The organism is Pelobium manganitolerans, from assembly GCF_003609575.1.
Lineage (GTDB): Bacteria > Bacteroidota > Bacteroidia > Sphingobacteriales > Sphingobacteriaceae > Pseudopedobacter > Pseudopedobacter manganitolerans.
The window spans coordinates 77,774-101,568 of record NZ_MBTA01000023.1; the positions used below are offsets into that span (position 1 = coordinate 77,774).

At 40.6% G+C, this 23,795-nt stretch carries 23 protein-coding genes, 1 pseudogene and 1 riboswitch; of the genes and pseudogenes, 13 read left to right on the forward strand and 11 right to left on the reverse strand.

Features of this window, described 5'->3' with window-relative positions; all coding sequences use genetic code 11:
* Positions 1-61: 61 nt before the first annotated feature.
* A riboswitch (cobalamin riboswitch) is annotated at positions 62-253 on the reverse strand.
* A gap of 166 nt (positions 254-419) precedes the next feature.
* The 3 genes from BCY91_RS08930 to BCY91_RS08940 all read left to right on the forward strand — a co-directional run bounded on the left by BCY91_RS08930 (position 420) and on the right by BCY91_RS08940 (position 2,530).
* Positions 420-683, forward strand: a complete 264-nt coding sequence (locus BCY91_RS08930) for a hypothetical protein (protein WP_147387926.1) — start codon at positions 420-422, stop codon at positions 681-683.
* Positions 684-821: 138 nt separating this feature from the next.
* The gene (locus BCY91_RS08935; RefSeq protein WP_120181617.1) at positions 822-1,484 is read left to right on the forward strand and encodes a response regulator transcription factor; all 663 of its coding nucleotides are present in this window, start codon (positions 822-824) and stop codon (positions 1,482-1,484) included.
* 2 nt (positions 1,485-1,486) lie between these two features.
* The gene (locus BCY91_RS08940; protein ID WP_120181618.1) at positions 1,487-2,530 is read left to right on the forward strand and encodes a sensor histidine kinase; all 1,044 of its coding nucleotides are present in this window, start codon (positions 1,487-1,489) and stop codon (positions 2,528-2,530) included.
* A 14-nt stretch (positions 2,531-2,544) separates the two neighbouring features.
* Here BCY91_RS08940 and BCY91_RS08945 read toward each other — a convergent pair whose 3' ends face one another.
* A complete protein-coding gene (locus tag BCY91_RS08945) occupies positions 2,545-2,967 on the reverse strand; it encodes a hypothetical protein (RefSeq protein WP_120181619.1) in 423 nt (140 codons plus the stop codon).
* A gap of 151 nt (positions 2,968-3,118) precedes the next feature.
* Between BCY91_RS08945 and BCY91_RS08950 the strand changes: the two genes are divergently transcribed.
* On the forward strand, positions 3,119-4,855 hold the full coding sequence (locus BCY91_RS08950; protein ID WP_120181850.1) for a phospho-sugar mutase: 1,737 nt from the start codon (positions 3,119-3,121) through the stop codon (positions 4,853-4,855).
* Positions 4,856-5,271: 416 nt separating this feature from the next.
* On the opposite strand, the gene BCY91_RS08960 is transcribed toward BCY91_RS08950, so the two are convergent.
* From BCY91_RS08960 to BCY91_RS08975, 4 genes are read right to left on the reverse strand one after another with little or no spacing between them, the layout of a single operon-like run.
* Complete coding sequence (locus tag BCY91_RS08960; RefSeq protein ID WP_120181621.1) at positions 5,272-6,831, reverse strand: S41 family peptidase; 1,560 nt, start codon at positions 6,829-6,831, stop codon at positions 5,272-5,274.
* Positions 6,832-6,879: 48 nt separating this feature from the next.
* Entirely contained in the window at positions 6,880-7,485 is a 606-nt protein-coding gene (locus tag BCY91_RS08965) for an HAD hydrolase-like protein (RefSeq protein WP_120181622.1), read from the reverse strand.
* A gap of 10 nt (positions 7,486-7,495) precedes the next feature.
* Positions 7,496-8,182 carry a hypothetical protein gene (locus tag BCY91_RS08970; protein ID WP_120181623.1) on the reverse strand — a complete coding sequence of 229 codons (687 nt, stop codon included), beginning with the start codon at positions 8,180-8,182 and terminating at the stop codon, positions 7,496-7,498.
* A gap of 2 nt (positions 8,183-8,184) precedes the next feature.
* Complete coding sequence (locus BCY91_RS08975) at positions 8,185-8,841, reverse strand: ABC transporter ATP-binding protein (RefSeq protein ID WP_120181851.1); 657 nt, start codon at positions 8,839-8,841, stop codon at positions 8,185-8,187.
* Positions 8,842-8,965: 124 nt separating this feature from the next.
* Between BCY91_RS08975 and sucC the strand changes: the two genes are divergently transcribed.
* The gene (gene sucC / locus BCY91_RS08980) at positions 8,966-10,156 is read left to right on the forward strand and encodes an ADP-forming succinate--CoA ligase subunit beta (protein ID WP_120181624.1); all 1,191 of its coding nucleotides are present in this window, start codon (positions 8,966-8,968) and stop codon (positions 10,154-10,156) included.
* 134 nt (positions 10,157-10,290) lie between these two features.
* A complete protein-coding gene (locus tag BCY91_RS08985) occupies positions 10,291-10,626 on the forward strand; it encodes a (2Fe-2S) ferredoxin domain-containing protein (RefSeq protein WP_245989048.1) in 336 nt (111 codons plus the stop codon).
* Here the strand turns inward: BCY91_RS08985 and BCY91_RS08990 are convergent.
* From BCY91_RS08990 to BCY91_RS09000, 3 genes are all read right to left on the reverse strand, one after another.
* The gene (locus BCY91_RS08990) at positions 10,623-11,153 is read right to left on the reverse strand and encodes a ferritin (protein WP_120181625.1); all 531 of its coding nucleotides are present in this window, start codon (positions 11,151-11,153) and stop codon (positions 10,623-10,625) included. The two genes, BCY91_RS08985 and BCY91_RS08990, sit on opposite strands and share 4 nt — an antisense overlap.
* 77 nt (positions 11,154-11,230) lie before the next feature.
* A complete protein-coding gene (locus BCY91_RS08995; RefSeq protein WP_120181626.1) occupies positions 11,231-11,584 on the reverse strand; it encodes a hypothetical protein in 354 nt (117 codons plus the stop codon).
* Between the two features lie 40 nt (positions 11,585-11,624).
* Positions 11,625-12,632: an NAD(P)H-dependent glycerol-3-phosphate dehydrogenase gene (locus BCY91_RS09000; protein ID WP_120181853.1), complete on the reverse strand. Its 1,008-nt coding sequence runs from the start codon at positions 12,630-12,632 to the stop codon at positions 11,625-11,627.
* Positions 12,633-12,866: 234 nt separating this feature from the next.
* On the opposite strand from BCY91_RS09000, the gene BCY91_RS09005 reads away from it, so the two are divergent.
* Positions 12,867-13,340 carry a ribonuclease H-like YkuK family protein gene (locus tag BCY91_RS09005; protein ID WP_120181854.1) on the forward strand — a complete coding sequence of 158 codons (474 nt, stop codon included), beginning with the start codon at positions 12,867-12,869 and terminating at the stop codon, positions 13,338-13,340.
* 274 nt (positions 13,341-13,614) lie between these two features.
* Here the strand turns inward: BCY91_RS09005 and BCY91_RS09010 are convergent, their stop codons facing one another.
* Both BCY91_RS09010 and BCY91_RS09015 read right to left on the reverse strand, forming a co-directional pair.
* The gene (locus BCY91_RS09010; RefSeq protein ID WP_120181627.1) at positions 13,615-14,202 is read right to left on the reverse strand and encodes an NAD(P)H-dependent oxidoreductase; all 588 of its coding nucleotides are present in this window, start codon (positions 14,200-14,202) and stop codon (positions 13,615-13,617) included.
* Positions 14,203-14,282: 80 nt separating this feature from the next.
* Entirely contained in the window at positions 14,283-14,807 is a 525-nt protein-coding gene (locus BCY91_RS09015; protein ID WP_120181628.1) for a Crp/Fnr family transcriptional regulator, read from the reverse strand.
* A gap of 500 nt (positions 14,808-15,307) precedes the next feature.
* Here BCY91_RS09015 and BCY91_RS09020 point away from each other — a divergent pair, with 500 nt between their 5' ends.
* From BCY91_RS09020 to BCY91_RS17875, 5 genes and pseudogenes are all read left to right on the forward strand, one after another.
* Positions 15,308-16,576, forward strand: a complete 1,269-nt coding sequence (locus tag BCY91_RS09020) for a M16 family metallopeptidase (protein WP_120181629.1) — start codon at positions 15,308-15,310, stop codon at positions 16,574-16,576.
* Positions 16,542-17,816, forward strand: coding sequence for a M16 family metallopeptidase (locus BCY91_RS09025; protein ID WP_120181630.1), 1,275 nt, complete (start codon positions 16,542-16,544; stop codon positions 17,814-17,816). Before BCY91_RS09020 ends, BCY91_RS09025 begins: the two co-directional genes overlap by 35 nt.
* A gap of 124 nt (positions 17,817-17,940) precedes the next feature.
* Positions 17,941-19,410 (forward strand): IMP dehydrogenase, encoded by a 1,470-nt coding sequence (gene guaB, locus BCY91_RS09030; protein ID WP_120181631.1) that lies wholly within the window; start codon positions 17,941-17,943, stop codon positions 19,408-19,410.
* Entirely contained in the window at positions 19,367-19,864 is a 498-nt protein-coding gene (locus BCY91_RS09035; RefSeq protein WP_120181632.1) for a nucleotidyltransferase family protein, read from the forward strand. Before guaB ends, BCY91_RS09035 begins: the two co-directional genes overlap by 44 nt.
* Before the next feature lie 137 nt (positions 19,865-20,001).
* Positions 20,002-20,094, forward strand: a pseudogene (locus tag BCY91_RS17875) (DUF86 domain-containing protein); the annotation flags it as partial.
* Positions 20,095-20,153: 59 nt separating this feature from the next.
* Here BCY91_RS17875 and BCY91_RS09045 read toward each other — a convergent pair.
* Positions 20,154-20,591, reverse strand: coding sequence for an RrF2 family transcriptional regulator (locus tag BCY91_RS09045; RefSeq protein ID WP_120181855.1), 438 nt, complete (start codon positions 20,589-20,591; stop codon positions 20,154-20,156).
* A gap of 290 nt (positions 20,592-20,881) precedes the next feature.
* On the opposite strand from BCY91_RS09045, the gene BCY91_RS09050 reads away from it, so the two are divergent.
* Complete coding sequence (locus tag BCY91_RS09050; protein WP_120181633.1) at positions 20,882-23,794, forward strand: TonB-dependent receptor; 2,913 nt, start codon at positions 20,882-20,884, stop codon at positions 23,792-23,794.
* Position 23,795: the final 1 nt, after the last annotated feature.

A 23,795-nucleotide genomic window follows, 5' to 3' on the forward strand; every position in this document is an offset into this window, starting at 1 on the left:
AAAAAAATTGGGCAACAAAAAAACGAATGTTACATCCAACAGCTTCAATCCCCGAAAGCTATGAATAATTAATGCCAAGGCAGGTCTTCTGACTTACTCTAAGTTTTTCGGTCTTCCCATCTGCCGTTTGGCAAAAAGTGACCTAAAGAATGAAAAACTTTTACAGAGCTTACAGCTGCGGGACAGTTGAGGACTTACACCTCATTCCCTTTTAATTCCGATACTATCGGAAACCAAAGCGCAGCAAAGATATAACTTATTCCAATAAAAAGACAACGGCATGTTGCATTCATCGTATTTATAGCGTAAAGTCTTTCAAAATGTTAAGCTGAGGTTAAAAAAATATGAATTGTTTGCTTAACACTGTTTTTATGAGTTTTTGGTATGCTTATTGGCTTTATACCAATAAATTAAAAATTATGATAAACAAAAGCTTTTTTAAGGTAGAAAACTACGGAGGCGAGTTTTCTATACACAACACTTACAATCCATCAAGGCCACAGAAGTTTCGTCAACTGAAGGCTAAAATGTACACCGTATTTTTATATGTATTAGCTTTAGTAAGCATTGTAATGTGGGTTACGTCGTTAAATATTTTGCCATTTGGCCACATTTTTCAGTTTTTATTAGGTTCTGCTGTGTTGTTTACCAACGTGCTTATTTTCAAGTGGGTTCGTTTATAAAAATGCCCAAATCCATTATTTACAGGCATATTTTTGTTGCCCTAGCCTTGCTGTGCGCTAAATTCTGACGCCTACCTAAAAAAATCTCGCATTAGAGATTAAGCCCTATCTTATTTAAAAAATTTACTTTTACAATTAATGAAAATCTTAGTTGTAGAGGATAAATTGGCCTTGGCCCAAAGCATCATAAGCTATTTAAATAGCGAAGGCTACACTTGCCATTTAGCTACCGATGCCTACGAGTTTGAAGATTTTTTTAGCAAGCACCAATACCAGTTTTTTATTTTAGATGTGATGTTGCCTTTTGGCGATGGCTTATCACTGCTAAAACACATAAAAACGGCTGATGCCGATGCACCTGTAATGATGATATCAGCCAAAGACGCACACGATGACCGTGCAAAGGCTTTAGCTTTAGGTGCCGACGGATTTTTGACCAAACCCTTCCACTTATCCACCTTAAGCACACAGATACGCGAAATACTGCTACAAAAAAGCCCGCGCACCGCATTATTAAAGTATAAAGAAATTGAGCTGAACAACCTGGAAAAGAGTGTGAAAATACTGGGCGTTGAACTAGATTTAACCTTCACAGAATTTGCCTTGCTCCGCTTTTTGATGCTAAACCCCAACAAAGTGATTTCAAAAAATGCGGTGATAGAAAATTTAAACGCACAAACTGCCCTTTATTTTAATAACTTTGAGATAGTTGCCGCGCATTTACATCAGCTTAGGCAGAAGATGGGGACGGCAGGCAAATACGTACAAACTGTTTACGGAATTGGATTTAAACTAAGCTGATTTTGAAACTAAAAACCTATCAAAACAAAAGACATTTTTGGACTTCCTTTTTGGTGTTAGCCATAAGCATACCTCTATTTTATGGGTGCACATATCTTATTTTTTCCAGAATTTTAAACCAAGCACAGGTACTAAAAACGGGCGTAGTAGCTTTATTAATTTACGTTTTGTTTGCGCTAATTATTTTATTGGTTTTAAATGCACTTAACCGTAAAACAGTAAAAAAGGGAATAAATGCAATAAAGCAATCTGCCAGCCTGCTAAAAACCTACGAGCTTACCAAAGACAAAGACCTGTTAAATATAGAAAGCGATTTTGAAGAGCTTCAGAAGCTGAATAAGAACTTACTCACTTTAATAGAACGCACAGAAAACGCGCAAAAGCTACAGAAAGAATTTTCTGAAAACGCCGCGCACGAGCTTCAAACGCCTTTAGCCATCATAAAATCAAAGCTGGATTTAATGTTGCAGGATGAGCAACTGAGCGAAAAACAAAGTCAGCTAATTGACGATATTTACCAAGTGCTGCAAAAGCTGGGCGACCTAAACAAAAATCTCCTCTTTTTAAACAAAATAGAAAACCAACAGTTTGAATTAGCCGATATGGTGCATTGCGAGGAAGTGGTGAACAAATTAATTAAACAGCTGAACTTTTTTGCAGAATCGCGTTACCAACAGGTGCTTTTTCCGCAAATGCACCAGCTTACATTTGAGGGCAACCAATCTTTGTTTGAGCAGTTGGTGCAAAACCTACTGATAAACGCCATACAATACTCGCCCAAAGGCAGTATCATCAACATCAAGCTTGATGATGAGCACTTAACTTTTATTAACGAAGGCCCAGAATTTGAGTTTAGCGAAGCGCTGTTGTTCTCGCGTTTTTCTAAAAACAGCAATGAGAAAGAACAGGACGGCAACGGCTTGGGTTTAGCCATCTGCAAAAAAATTGCCGATTTGCATGGCTTCGGCTTAAGCTATCACCACCAAAACGGCAAACATCATTTTACAGTATTGTTTAAAGAGCCAAACCCAGCCGAGGTGGCTTAATTTGGCTCTGTAAATTAATCTTGCGATACAATCATCACAATTTTAATCCTAACCCTGCCCGGAGGGTTCACAGTGCCTAAACCGTCGGAGTTTTGAATTTGCAAAGTCAGCTTTTGCTGCGATACAAAATAGCTGTATGATACTCCATCAAACACCTGCGAAATTGGTTCCCAGTTACGGTCTATATCCGCAACGTTATCGCCGTCAAAAGAAATATACACCAGCACACCATCAAAATCATTTTGATAAACATCGCTGTTTAAAAAATTGATCGATGCAGAATAGGTAAGTCCGGCATCATTGCTAGTCCAACGGCCAGCTTCTAAAGTTTCGTAGGCGGTTTGGTTGGGCGTAGTATAATATTCATTGGTTACTTTACGGCAGGCGGATACTCCAAGTATCGTGAAGCCTAAAATTAAAATAGCTAGCTGTTTCATAAATTCATTATTGTAAGTGTATATGTTAAAGACGCTAAAAAACGTCCACAGGTTGCATATCTAAAACAAAAAACACACCATTATTTAAGCTGTGGCTATTTATTTGTTAAGCCTAAATTTTAACTTTGGTTTCAGAACAAAAAAGACAGATATGCAACAACTAGAGCCCAGCGTAAAAGAACGTGTAGATAAATGGTTAAACGGCAATTATGATGCTGCCACAAAAGCAGAAATCCAAAATTTAGTAGATACCCAAGCTTACACCGAGCTTACGGATTCTTTTTATAAGGATTTAGAATTTGGCACCGGTGGCTTACGGGGTATTATGGGGGCAGGCTCAAACCGGATCAATAAATACACCATTGGTGCCGCTACGCAAGGTTTAGCTAATTATTTGCTGCAAAAATATCCTAACCAAGAAATTAAAGTTGCCATTGCGCATGATAGCCGCAATAATTCTGATGTCTTGGGCAAAATTACCGCCGATGTTTTTTCGGCAAACGGTATCAAAGTTTATTTCTTTAAAGCTTTGCGTCCTACGCCAGAACTTTCTTTCGCTGTGCGCGAGTTGGGCTGCAAAAGTGGCGTAATGCTAACAGCATCGCACAACCCAAAAGAATACAATGGCTACAAGGCTTACGGTGCAGACGGTGGGCAGTTTGTTGCTCCAGACGATAAATTAGTGATGCAGGAAGTGGCTAAGATTTTAAGTGTGGACGATATTAAATTTGATGCAAAGCCAGAAAACATCAGCTACATTGGCGAAGAAATGGACGAAGATTATTTGCAAAAGATTACTTCGCTTTCGGTTTCGCCGAATGCCATTAAACGTCAAAAAGATTTAAAGATAGTTTACTCGCCTATCCACGGAACAGGGATAACGCTGGTGCCACAGGCTTTGGAGCGTTTCGGTTTTGAAAACGTGATTTTGGTTGATGAACAGACAACGCCAGACGGCAACTTCCCGACCGTAATTTACCCAAATCCAGAAGAAAAAGAAGCTTTGACCTTGGCGCTTAAAAAAGCAAAGGAAGTAGATGCTGATTTGGTTTTGGCAACCGACCCCGATGCTGACCGTGTAGGTATAGCCGTAAAAAATTTAAAAGGTGAGTTTGAGCTGTTAAACGGCAATCAAACCGGCTGTTTATTGGTAAATTACATGTTAGAGGCTTGGGAGAAAGCCGGTAAATTTACCGGCAAAGAGTATGTAATTAAAACCATTGTTACCTCTTACCTTATTGATAAAATTGCGGAAAGCAAAAATGTAACTTGTTACAATACCTTAACCGGATTTAAGTTTATCGGTCAAATTATGACGCAACTGCAAGGCAAAGAAACTTTTATTGTAGGTGGCGAAGAAAGTTATGGCTATTTAGTAGGCGAGTTTGTGCGCGATAAAGATGCAGTGGTTTCATCGGCTTTTATTGCGGAGATGACCGCCTTTTACAAAGATAAAGGAAGCAGTTTGTACGAGGCTTTAGTAGACATGTACGTGAAATTTGGTTTTTATAAAGAGAAGCTGGTATCTATCACTAAAAAAGGTAAAAGCGGTGCAGAAGAAATTGTAGCCATGATGGAGCGCTTTAGAAACAATCCGCCTAAAAGTTTGGGAGGCTCTAAAGTTGTGGCTTTAAAAGATTACGGCTTACGCCAAGAAACCAATCTGCACGATAACAGCACTAAGGAGCTAGAATTGCCAAAATCTGACGTATTGCAGTTTATTACAGAAGACGGTTCTATTATCTCTGCACGCCCATCAGGCACCGAACCTAAAATTAAATTTTATTGCAGCGTAAACAAGCCTTTGGCCTCTAAAGCAGAATTTGATAAGGTGAACGAGGAATTAGAGCAAAAGGTGGATAAAATTATGCAGGATTTGGAGGTGTAAGCCTCAGCCCAGCCCCTCCGTTGTGCGGAGCAGGTTCTCCGAAGGATAGAGCGCTTTGGAAGAGGGAGTGTTGGTGGGATGTATGTGTGATAATGCGATTAGCAGGCTTGAGCTGGGATTGTAGCTTGTGCAACTAAACTGCTTTGAGCAATTAATTCGGCTAAAGCCAAATTGCATTGTTTATAATTGAAAAACCGGGCTAAAGCCCGGTTCCATGGATTGATGATAATACGCTTCGAATAACCGGGCTGAAGCCCCGGTTCTAATGAATAATGCGGATCAATCATAAACCTTATCATCGCGAATTCGTTGTGCTAATAAACAAATGAACCACAAAATCTAATCTACTAGTGAACTCTGCAACCAATGACCCCGTCAGCCTAATGACCCAATGAGCTACTCACTTAACGAAATTGCTATTTCCTCCCCTTCGGTACGGCAATCATTCCCTTAAAATCTTGGTTACCAATTGCTTTATTCAGTGTGTTTCCCGATTTAGTTTGCTGTGTGCTTAATGTACGGTTCACCTTTAAAGAACCGCTTGTTAAATAAGCCAGAGCTGCCGCCAAAGAGCGTTCGTTTGTATCACCAAAATCATGTTTAACATCATCAGGCGTCTCTAAATCGGGCGCAATTCCGTCGTAATAATCGCCGTCACCCTCAGAATTTTTGGTAGAAAAGGAAGATAGGTAAACATCATATTTATCTATCCTTATCGGGAAAAAGCCAACCGGTTTACCATAAGACGTGGAACCGAAGGTTTTAACCGTGATGTGTGGTTTTAAGCTGTTGATTACCAATTCGCTTGCAGATGCGGTGTTATCTGTAGTGATGAATGCTACTTTGGTTACGCTGTTTAAATTTCCTTCTTTTTCAAAGATGGTGGTATTATTTTCTGGCCTGTAAGATACGTTATCCTTGTAATTGAGCATCTTACCGTTTTTGTACTCAATATTCCCTTCCTGGTCCCGCAAAGGCTGATTAACCAATATAGAGGCTTTCCCGCTGCGCAAAGTTTCATTGTAGGTTTCTACAAACATGGTTCTACCGTTTAAACCGGGTGGCGCAATCAAATTTATCAAGTGCTCTGCGGTAGAAACGTAACCGCCAGGATTGTAGCGCAAATCAATAACCAAATCGCTTACGCCGGCATTTGCAAACTTCGCAAAAACGTTATCTAAAACTTGCGCCGAGTTTTTATCGGATGTAAATCGGGCGAAAGCCAAATAGCCTATTTTCTTTGCGCCCACAGTTAATACGCTGTCTTTAAAAATAGGGCTACTGTCGTATTTCTTGGCGGTTAAACTCACGTTAAAAGCTAGGCCTTTTTTATTAATCCCCGTTAAGCTTACGCTAGATGCGTTTAAAGCATCTTCCAAAAAGCTTACTTCTCCATCGTAATCGCTTCCAATTGTTTTTCCGTTAATCTTGGTAATCCTATCGGCGCGACCTAAGCCCGCTAAAGCTGCCGGCGAACCCGGAGAGCAAAAACGGATATATACTTTGTAATCGGTTTTTTTACCCTCTAAATAAACGTAAAAGCCGGTGTCGTTTCCTTCGCCGTTAAAATCAACACCTTGTGCATTTTTAACAGATGCAATAACACCTTTGGCCGCTAAATCTTCTATAAAAGAGTATTTAGTATCGTCGGGGTCATCGGGGTTGTATTCGTAAGATTTTCCGGTAGTCGGATTTATGGCTTTTTGCGTTATTGCAAAAAGCTCGCGGTTTAAACTGTAAAGCTCTTCCGAAAAATTGAAATTATCGCGCGGTGCAAACGCTTCGTAGCTAGGCAAATATTGGTTCCACAAATACAGTTCTTTGGCGTATAAAAAAATGGAATCTTTGGTGAGTTGCGTACGCGTTCCGTTGGCTGTTTTGGTATCAGTTTTACTGATTTTATCTTTTTTGCAGGCACCTAACAATACCACGGAGGCTAGGGCGCATAGCTGCAACAATTTTTTGGCTTTTGTCATGTGAAGATTATCTGCATAAGAACGTATAAACCAGTCATTTTGTTGCGGTTAAGCCTGTAAAAAAGTCAAAAAATCTACCTTGCTATTTGTCGCTAATTTTTTGCGGATTTCACTATTTCCAATCAGCAGCAGCTCATCGCTTTTAAAGCCGTTTTCTTTCATCAAAACATTTAAAGCATCATGTTCACTCTGGTATTCATCCGCAAAATAAACTTTAAGATATTGGTCCAAGCCGTTCCATTCGGTTTGGCGTATTTTGTTTAGTTGTTGTTGCGCGTTACCTGCCGTTAAAATAAAAATAGCAATGCGGTTCACCACTAGTTCCTGCATTAGCGCTAAAGCTTCTTTAAATAAAAGCAATTTAAGCGGTAATTTGGCATTGCTAAACAACAGTTTCAGGTTTTCTTGATACTTGCTTTCTATTCCAAAAGTTTGCTGCACTTCCTCAAACATTCCTTTTTGTCCATGCGCATAGTATCTTTTCTCCATAAACGCCAGCATGTCTTTGGCAGGCGGAAATGTAGCCAGATATTCGATAAAATTGGCAAAAAGATAATAAACCTGTAAGTCATAATCCTTTTGCGGGATTAAAGTATCATCTAAATCAAAAACAACGGCTTTTTTACTCGCAGGGATTTGTTGGTAGCTTAACATCTTTCACAAATTAAATAACAGCGGGCGTTAGGCGTAAAATTTCATTTTCACTAGCTGCCAAATGGTACAAACCCTCTACGCCTTTCAGTTTTTGTTGTACCCGTTTTAAAATTTCGGCATCTAAGTTTTGTACACAGCTTATTTTCTGTTCGCGCAATAAAACGTAGTGCTGTTGTAGGCTTTCGCCGATGTTGTAGCAAGCGAGTGTTTTAAACGCAGCTTGGTTAAACCATTTCCCTAGCTGAGTGAAGTTTAAACTTTGTATGCCGCTCCAAATTTGGGATGGTTCTTTTACCGCATCGTCAATAGTTATTAATCCGCCACGTCCGTCCGCATCTGCCAAAGCCACTTGCCGGTTGGGATAGCCCAACTTTAATAAACTTGAAGATAACGATGCGTAAGAATCGGCAAGGGCAGCGGGTTTTGAAAAAACTAAATCTGGTGCAAAAACTTTTATCCCAAATTCTTCAAAAAGTACTTTGGCGTTTTGCAGTGCTTTTAACTCTGTAAACCTCAACGGAAAAACCTCGGTAACTTGTTGATCCAAACAGAAAGTTAAAATCTGATGCGCCAAAGAATTGCTCTGTTGCGAAGGGTAACTGACGCAACAATCACCAAAAACAACCTCAGCCCCAACCAGCATTTGGACAAGCTGTGCACTTGCCGGATGTTGCGATGTACTTATTAAAACTTTCAATACTAATTGCTATAAATTAAACCGTCTTTCATGGTTATCTTACGGTCCGCCATATCGGCTAATTCTTCATTATGCGTTACAATCACAAAAGTGTGCTGAAAGCGGTCGCGCAGATCAAAAAACAGCTGGTGCAGTTCTTTTGCATGTTGCGAATCGAGGTTACCGGAAGGTTCATCGGCTAAAATTAAATCGGGCTGGTTAATTAAAGCACGGGCCACCGCAACACGTTGCTGCTCTCCGCCCGACATTGCCGCCGGTTTATGTTGCGCCCTGTCTTTTAAACCGAGTAAAGTAAGCAATTCCATAGCCTGCTTTTCGGCTTCTGCCCTGGATTTTTTTGCGATAAAAGCCGGAATGCAAACATTTTCTAAAGCCGTAAACTCGGGCAATAAATGATGAAACTGAAATATAAAACCAATGTGGCGGTTGCGGAACGCGCTTAGCTGTTTGGCATTTAGCTTTGTAATGTCTTGCCCGTTTATCAGCACAGATCCTGCATCGGCTTTATCCAAAGAACCAATGATGTGCATCAAAGTGCTTTTACCTGCGCCAGAAGCTCCTACAATACTTACAATCTCGGCTTTGCCCACTTCTAAATCCACATTTTTGAGGATTTGCAGGTCGCCATAATTTTTTACAATGTTTAAAGCTTTCAGCATCCGCCAAAAATAAATAAAAGAAGCTGCAAAAAAAGCCTTTTTATGGAGGTTAAACGCCAAATTAATGGCAATAAGATTTTATTTATGAGGATGTATTTGTAATTTCACAGCAAATTTTTAGAAGATGAATATTCACGAATATCAAGGTAAACAAATTCTTAAAAGTTTTGGCGTAAGGGTACAAGAAGGCATTGTTGCCGATACTCCTGAAGAAGCTGTAGAAGCGGCCAAAAAACTTAAAGAAGAATACAACTCGGACTGGGTTGTGGTTAAGGCACAAATTCACGCTGGTGGCAGAGGTAAAGGCGGTGGGGTAAAGCTGGCTAAAAATTTAGACGAGGTAAAGCAGAAGGCAAGCGAAATTATAGGCATGCAGCTGGTTACCCCACAAACTGGCGCCGAAGGTAAACGTGTGAATAAAGTTTTGATTGCGCAAGACGTGTACTACCCGGGCGAGTCGGAAACTAAAGAATTTTACATTTCTGTACTACTAAACCGTGCTACCGGCAGAAACATTATTATGTACTCTACGGAGGGCGGTATGGACATTGAAGAGGTTGCAGAAAAAACGCCTCACTTAATTTTTAAAGAGGAAATAGATCCTAAAGTAGGTTTACAAGGTTTCCAAACCCGCAAAATTGCCTTCAACTTAGGACTGTCTGGCGCTGCGTTTAAAGACATGACCAAGTTTATCGCCGCATTGTATAAAGCGTACGAGGCAACGGACTCTTCAATGTTTGAGATTAACCCGGTTTTAAAAACTTCTGACGATAAAATCTTAGCGGTTGATGCTAAAGTGAATTTGGATGACAACGCTTTGTTCCGTCACCCAGATTATGCAGCCATGCGCGATACAACAGAAGAAGATCCAACCGAGGTAGAAGCTTCTGCATCAAACCTAAACTATGTAAAACTAGACGGAAATGTTGGCTGTATGGTTAACGGTGCTGGTTTGGCAATGGCAACCATGGACATTATTAAGATTGCCGGTGGCGAGCCCGCAAACTTTTTAGACGTGGGCGGTACAGCTAATGCAACAACGGTAAAAGCTGCTTTCAACATTATTTTGAAAGACCCAAACGTAAAAGCTATTTTAATTAACATTTTTGGCGGTATTGTACGTTGCGACCGCGTTGCACAAGGTGTAATTGACGCTTATAAAGAAATGGGCAATATTAATGTGCCTATTATTGTGAGGTTGCAAGGCACCAACGCCGAAGAAGCCAAAAAATTGATTGACGAGTCTGGCCTAAAAGTTTTCTCGGCTATCCTTTTAAAAGAAGCTGCAGATTTAGTTTCTGAAGTATTGGCGTAAGGAAGGTTTAAGGTGTAAGGTTTAGGATTTAGGGTTTGAAGGCGTGGGGTTTTGGAAAAAGTTCTAATCACCTAAAACTAATCTCCCATCAGATTAATAAGATAAATCCCGGTTTTTTAATCGGGATTTTTTTTATGCCTAACGTTAAATACTGCACCATTTTTGATAAATTTAGATACGCGCAAGTGCAAAAGCGCTACCAAATGAAAGTCCACACTCCAGACCATATTGTTTATTTGTGCTTAGGCAGCAAATGCGAAAAAAAAGGCGCAAAAGAATGCTATAAAAAAGTGAAGAAACTTTTAAAGGGCAGCAAAACAAAAAAAGTGGAGGTGATTAAAACGGAGTGTACAGATAGGTGCGACTATGCACCTGTGATGTCTTTTCAGCCGGAGAATAAGTGGCTCATCACTTATAAACAAGATGAAGTGCTTGAAAAAACACTTCACCTTGTAACAAAGAAATCTTAGTCTTCGCTGGTATAGCTAATTTTTGGGATGGTTTTGTCAATTTCCCATAAACCGGTAGCTTCTTCGCCAATTATGTTGAATAATTCTAGCGCTCTTCTGGCTTTATATTCTTCTTCGCGTTGCTCTTTCAAGAACCAGTTTAAGAACTCCATAGTTACATAATCTTGTTCTTTGTGGCAGGCAGCAGCAATTTTCTTGAATGATTGCGTGATGGCAATTTCCATTTCCAATGCTTGCTCAAAAACCTCTCTAAAGCTGTTAAATTCTATACGGATATCATCAACTTCCGGAGAAATTGCATGGCCGCCCATATCTAAAATATACTTAAACAACTTTAACTGATGGGTTCTTTCCTCATCAGACTGTTTAAAGAAGTAATCTGCTGAATTGTCAAATCCGTTTTGGTCGCACCAAGATGCAACTGCCAGATATTGTGCACAAGAATGCGCTTCTTTTTTAACTTGGCTATTTAATAAGCTTTCTACCTCGGTAGAAATAAGGCTTTTCACTCTTAGTAAATCTTTCATAATGTCGAAACTTTACTCAAAGCTAAGCACCAAGACGTTAGGTTACCTAATTTTTGTGCTATAAAGAATTAAACTAATTAAGCCAGTACGGCATACTGCAAGCAATCTTTTAAAACCTGGTTTACATGCAGGTTAAAAAAAGTTTGATCTAGCAATTCGCGGAAGCGGATGATTTGTAAAGGATTTAAGATGTAGCAGTAATTTGTGGTAGAAATAGTTACAATTTCAACACCCGAAGGATTTAAAGAATCTACCGCAAAAATCTCCTCGATTTTGAAATGATCCAGTTTACGTTTCAGCTGCATCAAATTTCTAACGCTGTATTTAGCACGTTTCCCCTCAAACTCTACATAAAAACACGATTCTAAATCGCATTGATAAACCACGCCCGAATTATTGCTAAATACCTCTTGAAATGTTGCGCAACTCATGCCGCAAAAGTAAATCAATTTAGATTAAATCCAAACAAAATTAAGAAATCTCTTCTGCCAGCAATTTCATCTCTATACGCGGCGCGTGTTTCTCGTAAAGCACGGCATAAACTGCGCGCGCAATAGGCATATTTACTTTGTAAATTTTGTTGATTTGATGGATGCAGTTGACCGCGTAATAACCTTCGGCAATCATGTTCATCTCCAACTGCGCCGATTTTGCGGTGTAGCCTTTCCCTATCATAGCGCCAAAAGTACGGTTACGGCTAAACTGGGAGTAGGCAGTTACCAATAAATCGCCGAGATAAGCAGATTCATTGATATCCCTACTGATGGGATGGATAGCGTCCACAAAACGGCTCATCTCGCGGATGGCATTAGAAATCAGCACGGCTTGAAAGTTATCGCCAAAACCCACGCCATGGCATATTCCGCCCGCAATGGCATAAATATTTTTAAGAACTGCGCCGTACTCTGTTCCATAAATATCATCCGAAATATTGGTTTTGATGTACCTGGTGTTAATCAATCCCGAAAAACAACAAGCCAATTTATGGTCTTGGCTGGCGATGGTTAAATAGCTCAGTTTCTCTAAAGCCACCTCCTCTGCGTGGCAAGGACCGCTAATGACCACGATATCGCTCAAAGGCACCTGAAATGTTTGGTGGATATAATCGCCAATGATTTGGTTTTCATCCGGAACAATGCCTTTAATGGCCGATATAATTTTTTTGCCTTTAAAATCTTCTGGATTTATACCCTGCAAAGCATCTTTTAAAAACGCGGCGGGCACACACAGCACCACCAACTGTGCCGGCGCAATAATTTCTTTAATTTGAGTAGATACATGGTCGGCAGTTACCTTTAGCTCTACCGCCGATAAGTATTTGGGGTTGCGTTTGTATTTGGCGATATGGCATACCGAATCTGCATCGCGCATCCACCAAAAAATTTCTTTTTCCGCAATATTGTCAGAAAGCATTTTCACTATTGCCGTTGCCCAACTGCCGCCGCCTATCACGGCAACCTTATGCTGTTGCTCTACCATTAAAAACAGGTTCTTATTTGCTAAAAGCCACAAATTAAATAAAATCTTCCGAATTAGGATTAGTGAGATACGCAGGCGATGCCGTATCACCTAGTAGGGCGACAAACAAATATTAAGCAACCTGTTGATAACGAACATATTGTTAACAAAAAAATAACAGCAGACGTTGCGATTGCTCAAAAATTATCGCTTATTTTTATAGACCTCAATTTAATGGTCAGTAAAAAAAGCTATATGACCTGGAAAAAATTCAGTGGAGAAGTGCTTCACGCGCCTATTTTAGCCGAAGTTGAACAAATTATCGAAAAAGAGTACCAGCTGGGCAACCGTTTAAAAGTATGCATCGGCACCGACTCGCAAGTGAAAGGAAAAGTAATTGACTTTGCCACCGTTATTGTTTTTTTACGGGAGAAAAAAGGTGGCTTTATGTTTATCAGTCAAGAACGCTGCACACAAAAAATGGGTATCAAACAGCGTATGCTGGCCGAAGTCCAAAAATCTATCGACTGTGCTTATGCGCTTTGTCCTTTGTTGGATTTGTATCAGATTGGTTTAGAGGTACACGCCGACATTAACACCAGCCCCAATTTTAAATCGAACGCCGCCTTGCGCGAAGCAATGGGTTATATTTTGGGGATGGGATTTGTTTTTAAAGCCAAACCCGAAGCTTTTGCCAGTTCTTATTGTGCAAATAAGATGGTGCAGTGAGTGCAGGTTGGAATAAGGAGCAAGGAGGAAATAATAAAGATGAAAGACGAGCCTGATACGGTTCCTCAGGCTGTGCAAGCTTCGTCTTATCGTTTTGGGACACCAACCGTGTTACTTTTTTAATTTTTAATCTGCAAAAAGTTTCGCAGCTCCAAGCCAAAATTCGGGAGGCCGGGCTCGTCGCTCGGGGACGCTACATGTTGCGTCGCCTCGATTGCCAACTGGCAGAGATAGCTCTCACATGATAAGTGATGCGCTTGCCTTTTTAATTTTTTTAATACCCTCCAAACCTATCTTCCAGTTGTTTAAGCCACTTTTCGCGTTTGTACTGATTGACAGATTTTACCGACGTGAAACTTAGCCATTTGATGTTTTTATAGCCCATAGTCTTAAACACACTTTTAACCATTACCTTCTTTATCAGGTTGCCAATAAATAAGGCGTATAAAAAACGGGGCTTATTCATGGTGGTAATAACATCAATGCCTTTTAAGTTTTGTAATAGTGGTACCAGACCAAAACCTCGCGGATGATGATCGTAGGCAAAGCCAGGCGATAATACGCGGTCAATAAAGCCTTTGGTACTTGCGGGCATAATATCCCACCAAATAGGAAAAATAAATACCAGATGGTCTGCATTGGCAATACGTTTTTGATAGTCTATCACTTGCACATCTACAGCTTTGTGCGCCACAAAAGCTTTTAAATCTGCGGCAGACATAGCCGGGTTAAAGCCATCTTTATCTAAATGAATTACATCTACAAAATGTTTAGCGCGAGTTAATCCTTTAATTACGGCCTCCAAAATAGCATTACAATAACTGCCACTATGCGGATGGTTAAATACAATTACAACATTCATGCTTTTAATAATTTATGATGTTACAAAAATCTTTAGCCTACCACGTACAAACGATAACAATTGTTAAAAAAGAAGAACGGTTACGATTTACGATTGCGGATCCTGCTAAGAGAAACAGAGGTAATGCCCAGATAAGAGGCAATGTAATGCTGTGGCACACGCTTAATTAGCTCCGGATGCTGCGCAATTAGATCTTCGTAACGCTTTTGCGGACTGTTTTTTAAAAACGAATAAAAAAGTTGCTGTGCCTGAAAAAGCCTTTTAAAAAGATGATCTTCCATTTCTGTTTTTAACGCGGGATTTTGCTCAAGCACTTGGTTAAAATCATCTGCCGAAAGACATTGCAAAGTACAAGGTTCTAAGGTTTCGATGCTGTATAAACTAGGTTTTTTTAACCTAAAACTTTCTATTGACGCTACGCTGTTACCCTCGAAAAAGAATTGAGTGGTAATCTCTTTTCCGTCATTGTTTACCCATGTACGCAAAGCTCCTTTTTCGATGAAAAACATTTGCCGAGCTATATCACCCTCGTTTAAAAGGATAGTTTTGGGCGCAGCATTTAGCGGTTTAAAGTATTTGGCAAATTTTGTCCAAGGATTTCCCATATAATTTTTCTGAGTGATGATTGTTGTTGTTGCAATTTAACGCTCTTACATGATAAGTGCTGCTTTTGCATTTTTTTTTAATTTTTCGTTTTGAATTACCTTCATAGCTCCAACTAATAATTGGACGCAGCAGCGAGTGCCGAGAAAAAAGCCGTAGCATTTTTTAAGACTATTTTCGTTCATCGCCACTAGGGCTAGTCCTTTTTTCGGTAGTTTTTATTATTTTCTTTTGCCCTCAAGAATGCTACGCATTTTTGCTTGAACCAAAGGACCAAAGTTCAAGGCTGACCTCATTTTGTTTGTTACGCCTCGCGGGGGTCTTCTAACGAAACACCCCACCCGTACAAAAAGTCACAAGTCTTTTCCCGAAAAACTCTCCTCGAACGAAATACAGAGGCTATAAATCAATCAGCTTGCTTTTTTTAATTTTTAATTTTTAATTTTTCTTTTGCCTTTAAATTGCCATTTCCAATCATAAGTCTAAATTTGTGGCTACACTTATGGTCCATTTCGAGAAATTTACGCTATCAAACGGCTTAAAAGTTATTGTGCATGAAGATTATACCACGCCAATGGCCGTTTTAAATATACTTTATGATGTTGGTGCAAGAGATGAAAATCCCGAACAAACAGGCTTTGCGCATCTTTTTGAGCATCTGATGTTCGGCGGTTCGGTCAATATTCCGTCATACGACGAGCCTTTGCAACGCGTTGGCGGCGAGAATAACGCCTTCACCAGTAACGACATCACCAACTACTACATCACTTTACCGGCATCAAACCTCGAAACTGCTTTCTGGCTCGAGTCTGACCGGATGTTAAGCTTGGCCTTTTCCGAAAAAAGCCTAGAAGTGCAACGCAACGTGGTGTGCGAAGAGTTTAAACAGCGTTACCTTAACCAGCCTTACGGCGATGTTTGGCTAAAGCTGCGTCCTTTGGTGTACAAAAATCACCCTTACCAATGGGCTACCATAGGTAAAGAACTTGCACACATCGAAAACGCGCAGATGGCAGACGTGAAGGCCTTCTTTAAAAAGCATTACAATCCAAGCAACGCCATTATGGTGGTTGGTGGGGCTGTTAGTTTGGGCGAGGCAAAAACGCTGGCAGAAAAATGGTTTGGTTCCATAGAAGCCGGCGAAAAATATCAGCGAAAGCTGCCACAAGAGCCAGAGCAGTTGGAAGAAGTGAAGGAGACAGTTACCGCCGATGTGCCTGCAAATGCAATTTACAAGGTATTTAAGATGCCCGGTAGGATGGAAGAGGGTTATGCTGCGGTCGATTTGATTTCGGATATTTTATCTCAAGGAAAATCGTCCAGGCTGTACCAAAACTTGGTGCAACAAAACCCGGTTTTCAGCGATATTAATGCTTACAACTACGGCAGTGTCGACACAGGGATGTTTGTGGTGGAAGGAAAGGTATTGCCGGGCATTGAAGTGGCTTACGCCGATGAGTGCATTTGGAAAGAACTGGAATCTTTGAAAGAAGTAGAAGTGTTTGAAGATGAGCTTACTAAAGTAAAAAACAAATTCGAGTCGACCCGCGAGTTTGGCGAAATGAGCCTTTTAGAAAAAGCGATGAACTTAGCGTTTTATGAGCTCTTTGGCGATGCCAACCTTATTAATACTGATATTGAAAAATACCGCGCGGTAAACACACAAGACATCTTAAACTGGTCTAAAAAATTGTTCCGCAAAGCAAACACAACTACCTTATTTTATTTAAAATCTGATGACGTTAAACAGAACACAGCAGCCGCCATTTAAACAGGTTGAGCAAATTAACTTTGTAGAAGCAAGGCCGCATCAGCTACAAAACGGCATCCCGGTTTATGTAATTAATGCGGGCGAACAAAATTTGGTGAGGCTAGAGTTTATTTTTGAAAACAGTAACTGGGACGCACATAAACCGCTTTTAGCCGGCTTAACTAACGCTATGCTTTCCGAAGGTACGCACGCTTTGTCATCGGCAGAAATTGCGTCAAAAATTGATTATTACGGTGCTTTTTTTCAGGCAGAAGCCACACCAGACCATTCTATTTTAACCCTTTATAGTCTTAATAAATACTTACCGCAAACACTTCCGGTGATTAAAGAAATGCTTAGTGGCTCTATTTTTCCGCAAAAGGAATTGGATGTGCAGCTACGCAACCAAAAACAAAAATTAAAGCTTGCCTTAGAAAAAAACGCAGTACTTGCTCGGCGCGATTTTGCCAATGCACTTTTTGGGGACACGCCTTACGGTATTACCGCAACGCAAGAAGATTATGACAAAGTATTGCGAGACGATTTGATAGCGCATTACCAAGCGGTTTACCAGCCAAACAATTGCGTAATTGTAGCATCGGGTAAAATATTGGATGAAACAATTGTTTTGTTAAATGAGCTTTTTGGGCAGCTAAAAAGCACGGGAGAGCAGGTGAGTCCCGATTACACGCCGCACAGTGCGCAAGAAAGGTTGCATTATACCGAAAAACCGGAGGCATTACAGTCCGCCATACGCATTGGTACCATAGCTATGCAACGCAAGCATCCCGATTTTGTGGGTATGCAGGTTTTAAACACCGCTTTGGGCGGTTATTTCGGCAGCAGGCTCATGAGCAATATCCGCGAAGACAAAGGCTATACTTATGGTATCGGCTCGGGATTGGCATCTTTGCAACACGGGGCCTACTTTTTTATAGCTACAGAAGTTGGGGTTGATGTTACTGCAGCCACCCTGCGCGAAATTGAATTTGAGGTGGAGCGCTTAAAAAACGAGCTTATTGCGCCCCAAGAGCTGGATTTGATCCGCAATTTTATGGTGGGTAGCCTGCTAGGCAGTCTTGAAAATGCATTTAGCCATGCAGATAAATTTAAAAATCTGCACTTCTCCGGTTTAGATTATAGCTACTATCAGCATTATGTAAATACCGTAAAAACTATTCAGGCGCACGAGTTGCAAGCATTAGCACAACGTTATTTTGATTATAATAACTTCCACAAAGTGGTGGTGGGCAAAATGTAGGTTTGCCTAGTGTAAAAAAACAGGAGATATCCGGGCATAACCTATTCGCCCGGATTTTTTTGTTTAATAAATTCCAAAAAAAGCTATCTTTGTGCGGCAAATAGAGTACCCTAATTTATTTGCTATGCAACTTGATCCCCATAAATTTCTGGCCGACGGTTTAACTTATGACGATGTGCTTTTAGTGCCCGCATACTCCGAAGTGCTGCCACGTGAAGTTGATACTTCCAGCTATTTCACCAAAAAAATAAAATTAAACGTGCCCATAGTTTCCGCCGCTATGGATACCGTTACGGATTCTAACATGGCCATTGCCATTGCGCAAAACGGCGGTATTGGTGTGTTGCACAAAAACATGAGCATTGCTGCGCAGGCAGATGAAGTCCGTCGCGTAAAGCGATCAGAAAGCGGGATGATTCAGGATCCAGTGACACTGAATAAAGATGCTTTGGTTGGCGATGCGTTTAAAATCATGCGCGAGAATAAAATTGGCGGTATCCCGGTTATTTCCGAAGATCATAAGCTGGTGGGCATTGTTACCAACCGCGATTTAAGGTTCGAGAAAAACATGAACCATAAGATTGCCGATGTAATGACCAAAGATAAGCTCATTACCGCACCAGAAGGCACTACTTTATTGCAGGCCGAGCTGATTTTGCAAGAACATAAAATCGAAAAGCTTCCGGTAATTAATAGCGAAGGCAAACTGAGCGGTTTAATTACGTTTAAAGACATCCAAAAATTCAAACATTTCCCTCTGGCTTGTAAAGATGAGCACGGGCGTTTACGTGTAGGCGCGGCCGTTGGTGTAACGCACGATACCATGGAACGCGTGGCTGCATTAGTAAAAGCCGGGGTTGATGTAATTGCTATTGATACGGCGCACGGCCACTCAAAAGGTGTGATTAACCAACTAAAAGCAGTAAAAGCGGCTTATCCAGATTTGCAGGTGATTGCCGGAAACGTAGCAACTGCAGAAGGTGCAAAAGCTTTAGCTGATGCCGGTGCAGATGCAGTTAAAGTGGGTATTGGTCCGGGTTCTATTTGTACCACCCGTATTATAGCAGGTGTGGGCGTGCCACAACTTTATGCGGTTTACCAAGCTGCAAAAGGTTTAGAAGGTACGGGCGTTCCGGTAATTGCGGATGGCGGGATTAAGCACACGGGCGACATAGCCAAAGCAATTGCTGCCGGTGCAAGCTCTATTATGGCGGGTTCGCTTTTTGCAGGAGTGGATGAATCACCGGGTGAAACCATTATTTATGAGGGACGTAAATTTAAATCGTACCGCGGAATGGGTTCTGTGGAAGCTATGGAGCAGGGATCTAAAGACCGTTATTTCCAAGACGTGGAAGACGATATTAAAAAATTGGTTCCGGAAGGGATTGTAGGCCGTGTAGCTTACAAAGGAACCTTGGCCGAGGTAATGCACCAATACATAGGCGGTTTAAAAGCAAGTATGGGCTATGTTGGCGCTAAAGATATTTCAGCTTTGCAAAAAGCGCAATTTGTACGTATCACTTCTTCGGGCATCCGCGAGTCGCACCCGCATGATATTACCATCACCAAAGAAGCTCCAAATTACAGCAGATAGCGATCATAACTGGTTGTTTTTGGTTGATATAGCAAATCCGCAAGGGTCCAAACCTTGCGGATTTTTTGTTTTAAACTTTTCTTTTAAATTAATAAGAAAGTATCGAACTAAATTAGCACTTCCTAAAATGCAGAAATTAGTAAAAACAAATTTAGAAGGAATAAAAAATCTAATGAAAGCGCATCAGGTTCAACAGGCCTATCTTTTTGGAAGCGCTGTCGATGGTACAATGAATTCAAGAAGTGATGTAGATTTCGTCGTGAAGTTTTCAAGTATTGTTAATGAAAACTATGCGGAAAATTATTTTAATCTCTTGTATGCTCTACAAAATTTGCTAAAACGCGATATAGAATTGATCGAAGAATCCACTCTGTCAAATCCTTATTTTTGGAAAGTTTTAACAAATCGAAGAAAAGGTTGCTATGAGCCTCCATGTCAAAAAACTTTGTTTTGATATATTGTCTTCTATTCAGCGCTATTGATGACCGTCTCGAAAATAAAAGATTGTATAGCGAATATTTGTCAAATAAGACAAAACGCAGAGCGGTAGAACGGGAGTAAGAAATAATAGGAGAGGCTGTAGGCAGGTTATTGCGAATTGAAGTTAATCTAAAACTTTCCTTCGCTCGTCAAATTGTTGACTTAAGAAACAGGATTATCCATGCGTATGATAATATTGACAATCAGCTCATTTGGAACATTGTTATAAATCATCTGCCACTTTTAAAAACAGAATCACTCAACTATATTCCTCCCTGTAAACCTTTTTCACGTTCCATCAAATCAGCAATGCTGGTATTTTCCATAATTCCGATGGATGCATCGCGTACTTTTTGCGCCATTTCCCTGATGCTGCAGTTCAATTCATCTTCGCATTCTTCGCAACGCTGGTAAAAATTTATGCTCACACAGGGCAATAATGCAATAGGGCCGTCAAAGCATCTAATAATTTCAGAAACCATGATTTCTTTAGCAGGTTTCATTAAAAAATAACCTCCGCCAGCGCCCATTTTGCTGCCCAACAGTTTAGCACGTTTCAAATCCAATAAAATAGATTCTAAAAAGCGCTTGGGCAACTTCTCGCTTTTTGCAATATCCACAATCAGCATAGGTTTATTCTCGGCATTTTTTGCCAATGCAATCAGTGCTTTTATAGCGTATTTGGTTCGTTTGGTAAGCAATTCTTTTTTTATCCAAACATACATTTTTTTAGCTCAACATCAAGTCAACAATAATTTGGTTGAATTTTATTTCACTGATTATCAGATAAATCTATATAATCAGTAGATTTTATGTTTTATTTTAAATTTATTCCTTTTATCATTGTCTACTATTTTACTAGACTTTAAAGAAAATATTCATGAAAAGCTTAATTAACAGGTTTGTGTTCAGTGTTTTGCGATGTTGTTGATGTAATAAAAAAGCATTCTCTCAACACAATTCAACAGATTTATCATCAATAAACATACACATGAAACATATATATATTACCTTACTGTTTTTTGTCTTTAGCTTTACAGCAAAAGCCCAGGGCAACAATTTCATCATCATATCGGGCACCGTTATTAATCAGGAAGATCAGCTTCCGTTGCCCGGTGCAAGCATCACCATAAAAAACACCGTTAACGGCACCGCTTCAGACGCCAACGGTAAATTTAAATTGCGCGGAAAAGCGGTTTACCCGTTTTACATTGTTATTTCCAGTTTGGGGTTTAAGCCACAAGAATTTAGAATTGACGGTCCCGGTTCAGATTTAAGGATTGCGCTTCTTACCCAATCTCAACTGGGGCAAGAGGTAGTGGTTACCGCCTCCAGGGTTGAAGAAAGCATCTTAAAATCGCCGGTAGCCATTGAAAAATTAGATATCCGCGCTATCCGGGAATCTCCCGCATCTACTTTTTATGACGCTTTGGAAAATGTAAAAGGCGTACAAATGACTACTTCTAGTTTAACATTTAAAGTGCCAAATACCAGAGGTTTCAACATTCCTAACAATTTCCGTTTTGTACAATTGGTAGATGGGGTTGATATGCAGGCGGGTACGCTTGGTGTACCTCTCGGTAACGCAATAGGCCCTACCGAGCTGGATATTGCCAGCGTTGAAATTACCCCAGGCGCGGCGTCTGCTTTGTATGGGATGAATGCGATTAACGGAATGGCTAACCTGCTTACTAAAAGTCCCTTCTATTACCAAGGTTTAAGCCTTTATCAAAAAACCGGTATAAACCATGTTGGCGGCGGTACCGGCAGAGATTTAAGCAATCTTACGCAAACTGCAATCAGATACGCCAAAGCTTTTAAAAATAAAGTGGCTTTTAAGTTGAATCTTGATTATTTAAGAGGTACAGATTGGCTATCAAATACCAAAACCAACCAAAACCCAAACAGCTTAAACACGGCAAATCCGAAATTTGAGGCTTTAAATGCCGATGTTGATAACCCCGCTTATGATGCTTGGAACAAATATGGCGACGATAATGGAAGTAACGGAGTAACGCTTAGCGGTTTAAACATCCCCGGCTACGGCACAAATCAGAGTGTTTTGGTGCGGCGCACGGGTTATTGGGAGAAAGATGTTACCCAACCAACGGTAGATAATTTAAAATTTGATGCTGCGGTACATTATCGCATTACAGACAAGGCAGAACTATCTTATAGCTACCGCTATGGGAAATTAGACGGCCTTTTTCAGCGCGGAAACAAAATCCAAATGGATAACGTGACGGTTCAAAATCATAAACTGGAGCTAAAAGGCGCAAATTATTTCATAAAATCTTATGTTTCAGTAGAAAACACCGGCGACTCGTACAACATCAAACCTTTGGTTGATAATTTAGAGATTACCAGTGGCGGCACAAACGCGGTTTGGGGAGCAAAATTTAAGTCGGCCTTGCAAAACGCGCTTAATGCAGGCACCCCTTTGGCGGCAGCTTTAAAAATTGGCCGTGCGGCAGCCGATGCCAGCCGTGTTGAACCCGGCACACCTGCCTTTAACAATCTAAAAAATACCATCATAAAAATTAACAACTGGGATAATGGCGCAGTGATTGCGGGCGCACCGGCAACAGGCGGAGCATGGCTTAACCAGCACAGCCGTACCTATCATGCAGATGCGCAATGGAACCTAGCGGGAAAAATAAAGTTTGCTGATTTACTGCTTGGCGCCGATACAAGAATTTACGAGGTTATCCCTGACGGAAACAATTTTGTGGATTTTAACAGGCCGGTAGCGGAAAGGAATACGCCATTAGCTGATGGCTCTTTCGGCAAAAACGTTTACTACAAAAAGTTTGGTGGTTTTGCCCAAATTACCAAAACCTTTTTCGAAGAAAAATTGAAACTCTTTGGTTCGCTAAGGCTAGATTATAATCCAGAATTTGATCCTAAACTGAATCCGAGATTAGCAGCCGTTTACACCTTGGCCCAGCGGCATAACTTCCGCATATCTGTACAAAACGGCTACCGTTTCCCGGCTTTATTTGAAGCTATTTCTTTTGTAAACAACGGAAACGTGCGGCGTGTAGGTGGCCTTTCGTACATTAACGAAGGCTTAAATTACTTGGATAATTCTTATACCTTGGCTTCTAGCGATGTTTTTAATGCAGCGCTTAACGCGGATGTGGCAAACGGCCTCACCCCGCAAGAAGCGGCATTAAAAAATAAATCCCTGCTAAAAATAACCGATCTCTCTGCAACCCGGCCCGAGCGTATCAACTCTTTAGAGGCCGGATATAAAAGTATTCTGCTGGATAATAAGTTAGTGGTAGATGTAGATGTTTACCTAAACCAATACGACGGGTTTTTGGGCCAGGTTGAAGTTTCAGTGCCTTATACCTCGGGTTTTGGGCAACAGCTAAAAGTAGGTACAGATGAAGCTGTTTATGCCATGATACGCGCAAACCGCGATAAGCAACAAACGCGTTATCGCGTTTATACCAACGCCAAAAACACTTATAATAACTATGGTTCGTCTTTAGGCTTAACCTATAATTTTTACCAAAAATATACGCTGTCCGGAAATGTAAGCTATAATGCTATTTCAGAAAATAAGCAGAAAGACGTTTTTGTAACCGGCTTTAACACTCCAAACTGGACCACCAACCTATCTTTCGGAAACAGAGAAATTGTGGAGAATTTGGGTTTTAACGTGCTTTGGAGGTGGCAAGATGCATTTTTGTGGGAGAGTCCTCTGGTAAATGGTAAAGTGCGAGCTTACAACACCTTTGATGCTCAAATAAGTTATAAAGTTCCGCAAGCGAAGGCTGCCGTTAAACTTGGTGCTTCCAATTTATTTAACACTAAATATGTGCAATACGCGGGCGGTCCAACCATAGGAGGCCTGTATTACCTATCCCTCACTTTTGATAACCTTTTAGCTAAATAAT

Bases quoted from the DNA above. Each gene is read 5' to 3' on its own strand.
- BCY91_RS09035 (WP_120181632.1), top strand. From the start codon at position 19,367: ATGATATTACCATCACCAAAGAAGCTCCAAATTACAGCAGATAGCGAT.
- BCY91_RS08965 (WP_120181622.1), bottom strand. From the start codon at position 7,485: ATGTTAAGCTACCAACAAATCCCTGCGAGTAAAAAAGCCGTTGTTTTT.
- BCY91_RS09000 (WP_120181853.1), bottom strand. From the start codon at position 12,632: ATGGTAGAGCAACAGCATAAGGTTGCCGTGATAGGCGGCGGCAGTTGG.
- BCY91_RS09020 (WP_120181629.1), top strand. From the start codon at position 15,308: ATGGTCCATTTCGAGAAATTTACGCTATCAAACGGCTTAAAAGTTATT.
- BCY91_RS08960 (WP_120181621.1), bottom strand. From the start codon at position 6,831: ATGACAAAAGCCAAAAAATTGTTGCAGCTATGCGCCCTAGCCTCCGTG.
- BCY91_RS08930 (WP_147387926.1), top strand. From the start codon at position 420: ATGATAAACAAAAGCTTTTTTAAGGTAGAAAACTACGGAGGCGAGTTT.
- BCY91_RS08935 (WP_120181617.1), top strand. From the start codon at position 822: ATGAAAATCTTAGTTGTAGAGGATAAATTGGCCTTGGCCCAAAGCATC.
- BCY91_RS08950 (WP_120181850.1), top strand. From the start codon at position 3,119: ATGCAACAACTAGAGCCCAGCGTAAAAGAACGTGTAGATAAATGGTTA.
- BCY91_RS08945 (WP_120181619.1), bottom strand. From the start codon at position 2,967: ATGAAACAGCTAGCTATTTTAATTTTAGGCTTCACGATACTTGGAGTA.
- BCY91_RS08990 (WP_120181625.1), bottom strand. From the start codon at position 11,153: ATGAAAGATTTACTAAGAGTGAAAAGCCTTATTTCTACCGAGGTAGAA.
- BCY91_RS09010 (WP_120181627.1), bottom strand. From the start codon at position 14,202: ATGAATGTTGTAATTGTATTTAACCATCCGCATAGTGGCAGTTATTGT.
- BCY91_RS09025 (WP_120181630.1), top strand. From the start codon at position 16,542: ATGACGTTAAACAGAACACAGCAGCCGCCATTTAAACAGGTTGAGCAA.
- guaB (WP_120181631.1), top strand. From the start codon at position 17,941: ATGCAACTTGATCCCCATAAATTTCTGGCCGACGGTTTAACTTATGAC.
- BCY91_RS09015 (WP_120181628.1), bottom strand. From the start codon at position 14,807: ATGGGAAATCCTTGGACAAAATTTGCCAAATACTTTAAACCGCTAAAT.
- BCY91_RS09005 (WP_120181854.1), top strand. From the start codon at position 12,867: ATGACCTGGAAAAAATTCAGTGGAGAAGTGCTTCACGCGCCTATTTTA.
- BCY91_RS08995 (WP_120181626.1), bottom strand. From the start codon at position 11,584: ATGAGTTGCGCAACATTTCAAGAGGTATTTAGCAATAATTCGGGCGTG.
- BCY91_RS09050 (WP_120181633.1), top strand. From the start codon at position 20,882: ATGAAACATATATATATTACCTTACTGTTTTTTGTCTTTAGCTTTACA.
- sucC (WP_120181624.1), top strand. From the start codon at position 8,966: ATGAATATTCACGAATATCAAGGTAAACAAATTCTTAAAAGTTTTGGC.
- BCY91_RS08985 (WP_245989048.1), top strand. From the start codon at position 10,291: ATGCCTAACGTTAAATACTGCACCATTTTTGATAAATTTAGATACGCG.
- BCY91_RS08975 (WP_120181851.1), bottom strand. From the start codon at position 8,841: ATGCTGAAAGCTTTAAACATTGTAAAAAATTATGGCGACCTGCAAATC.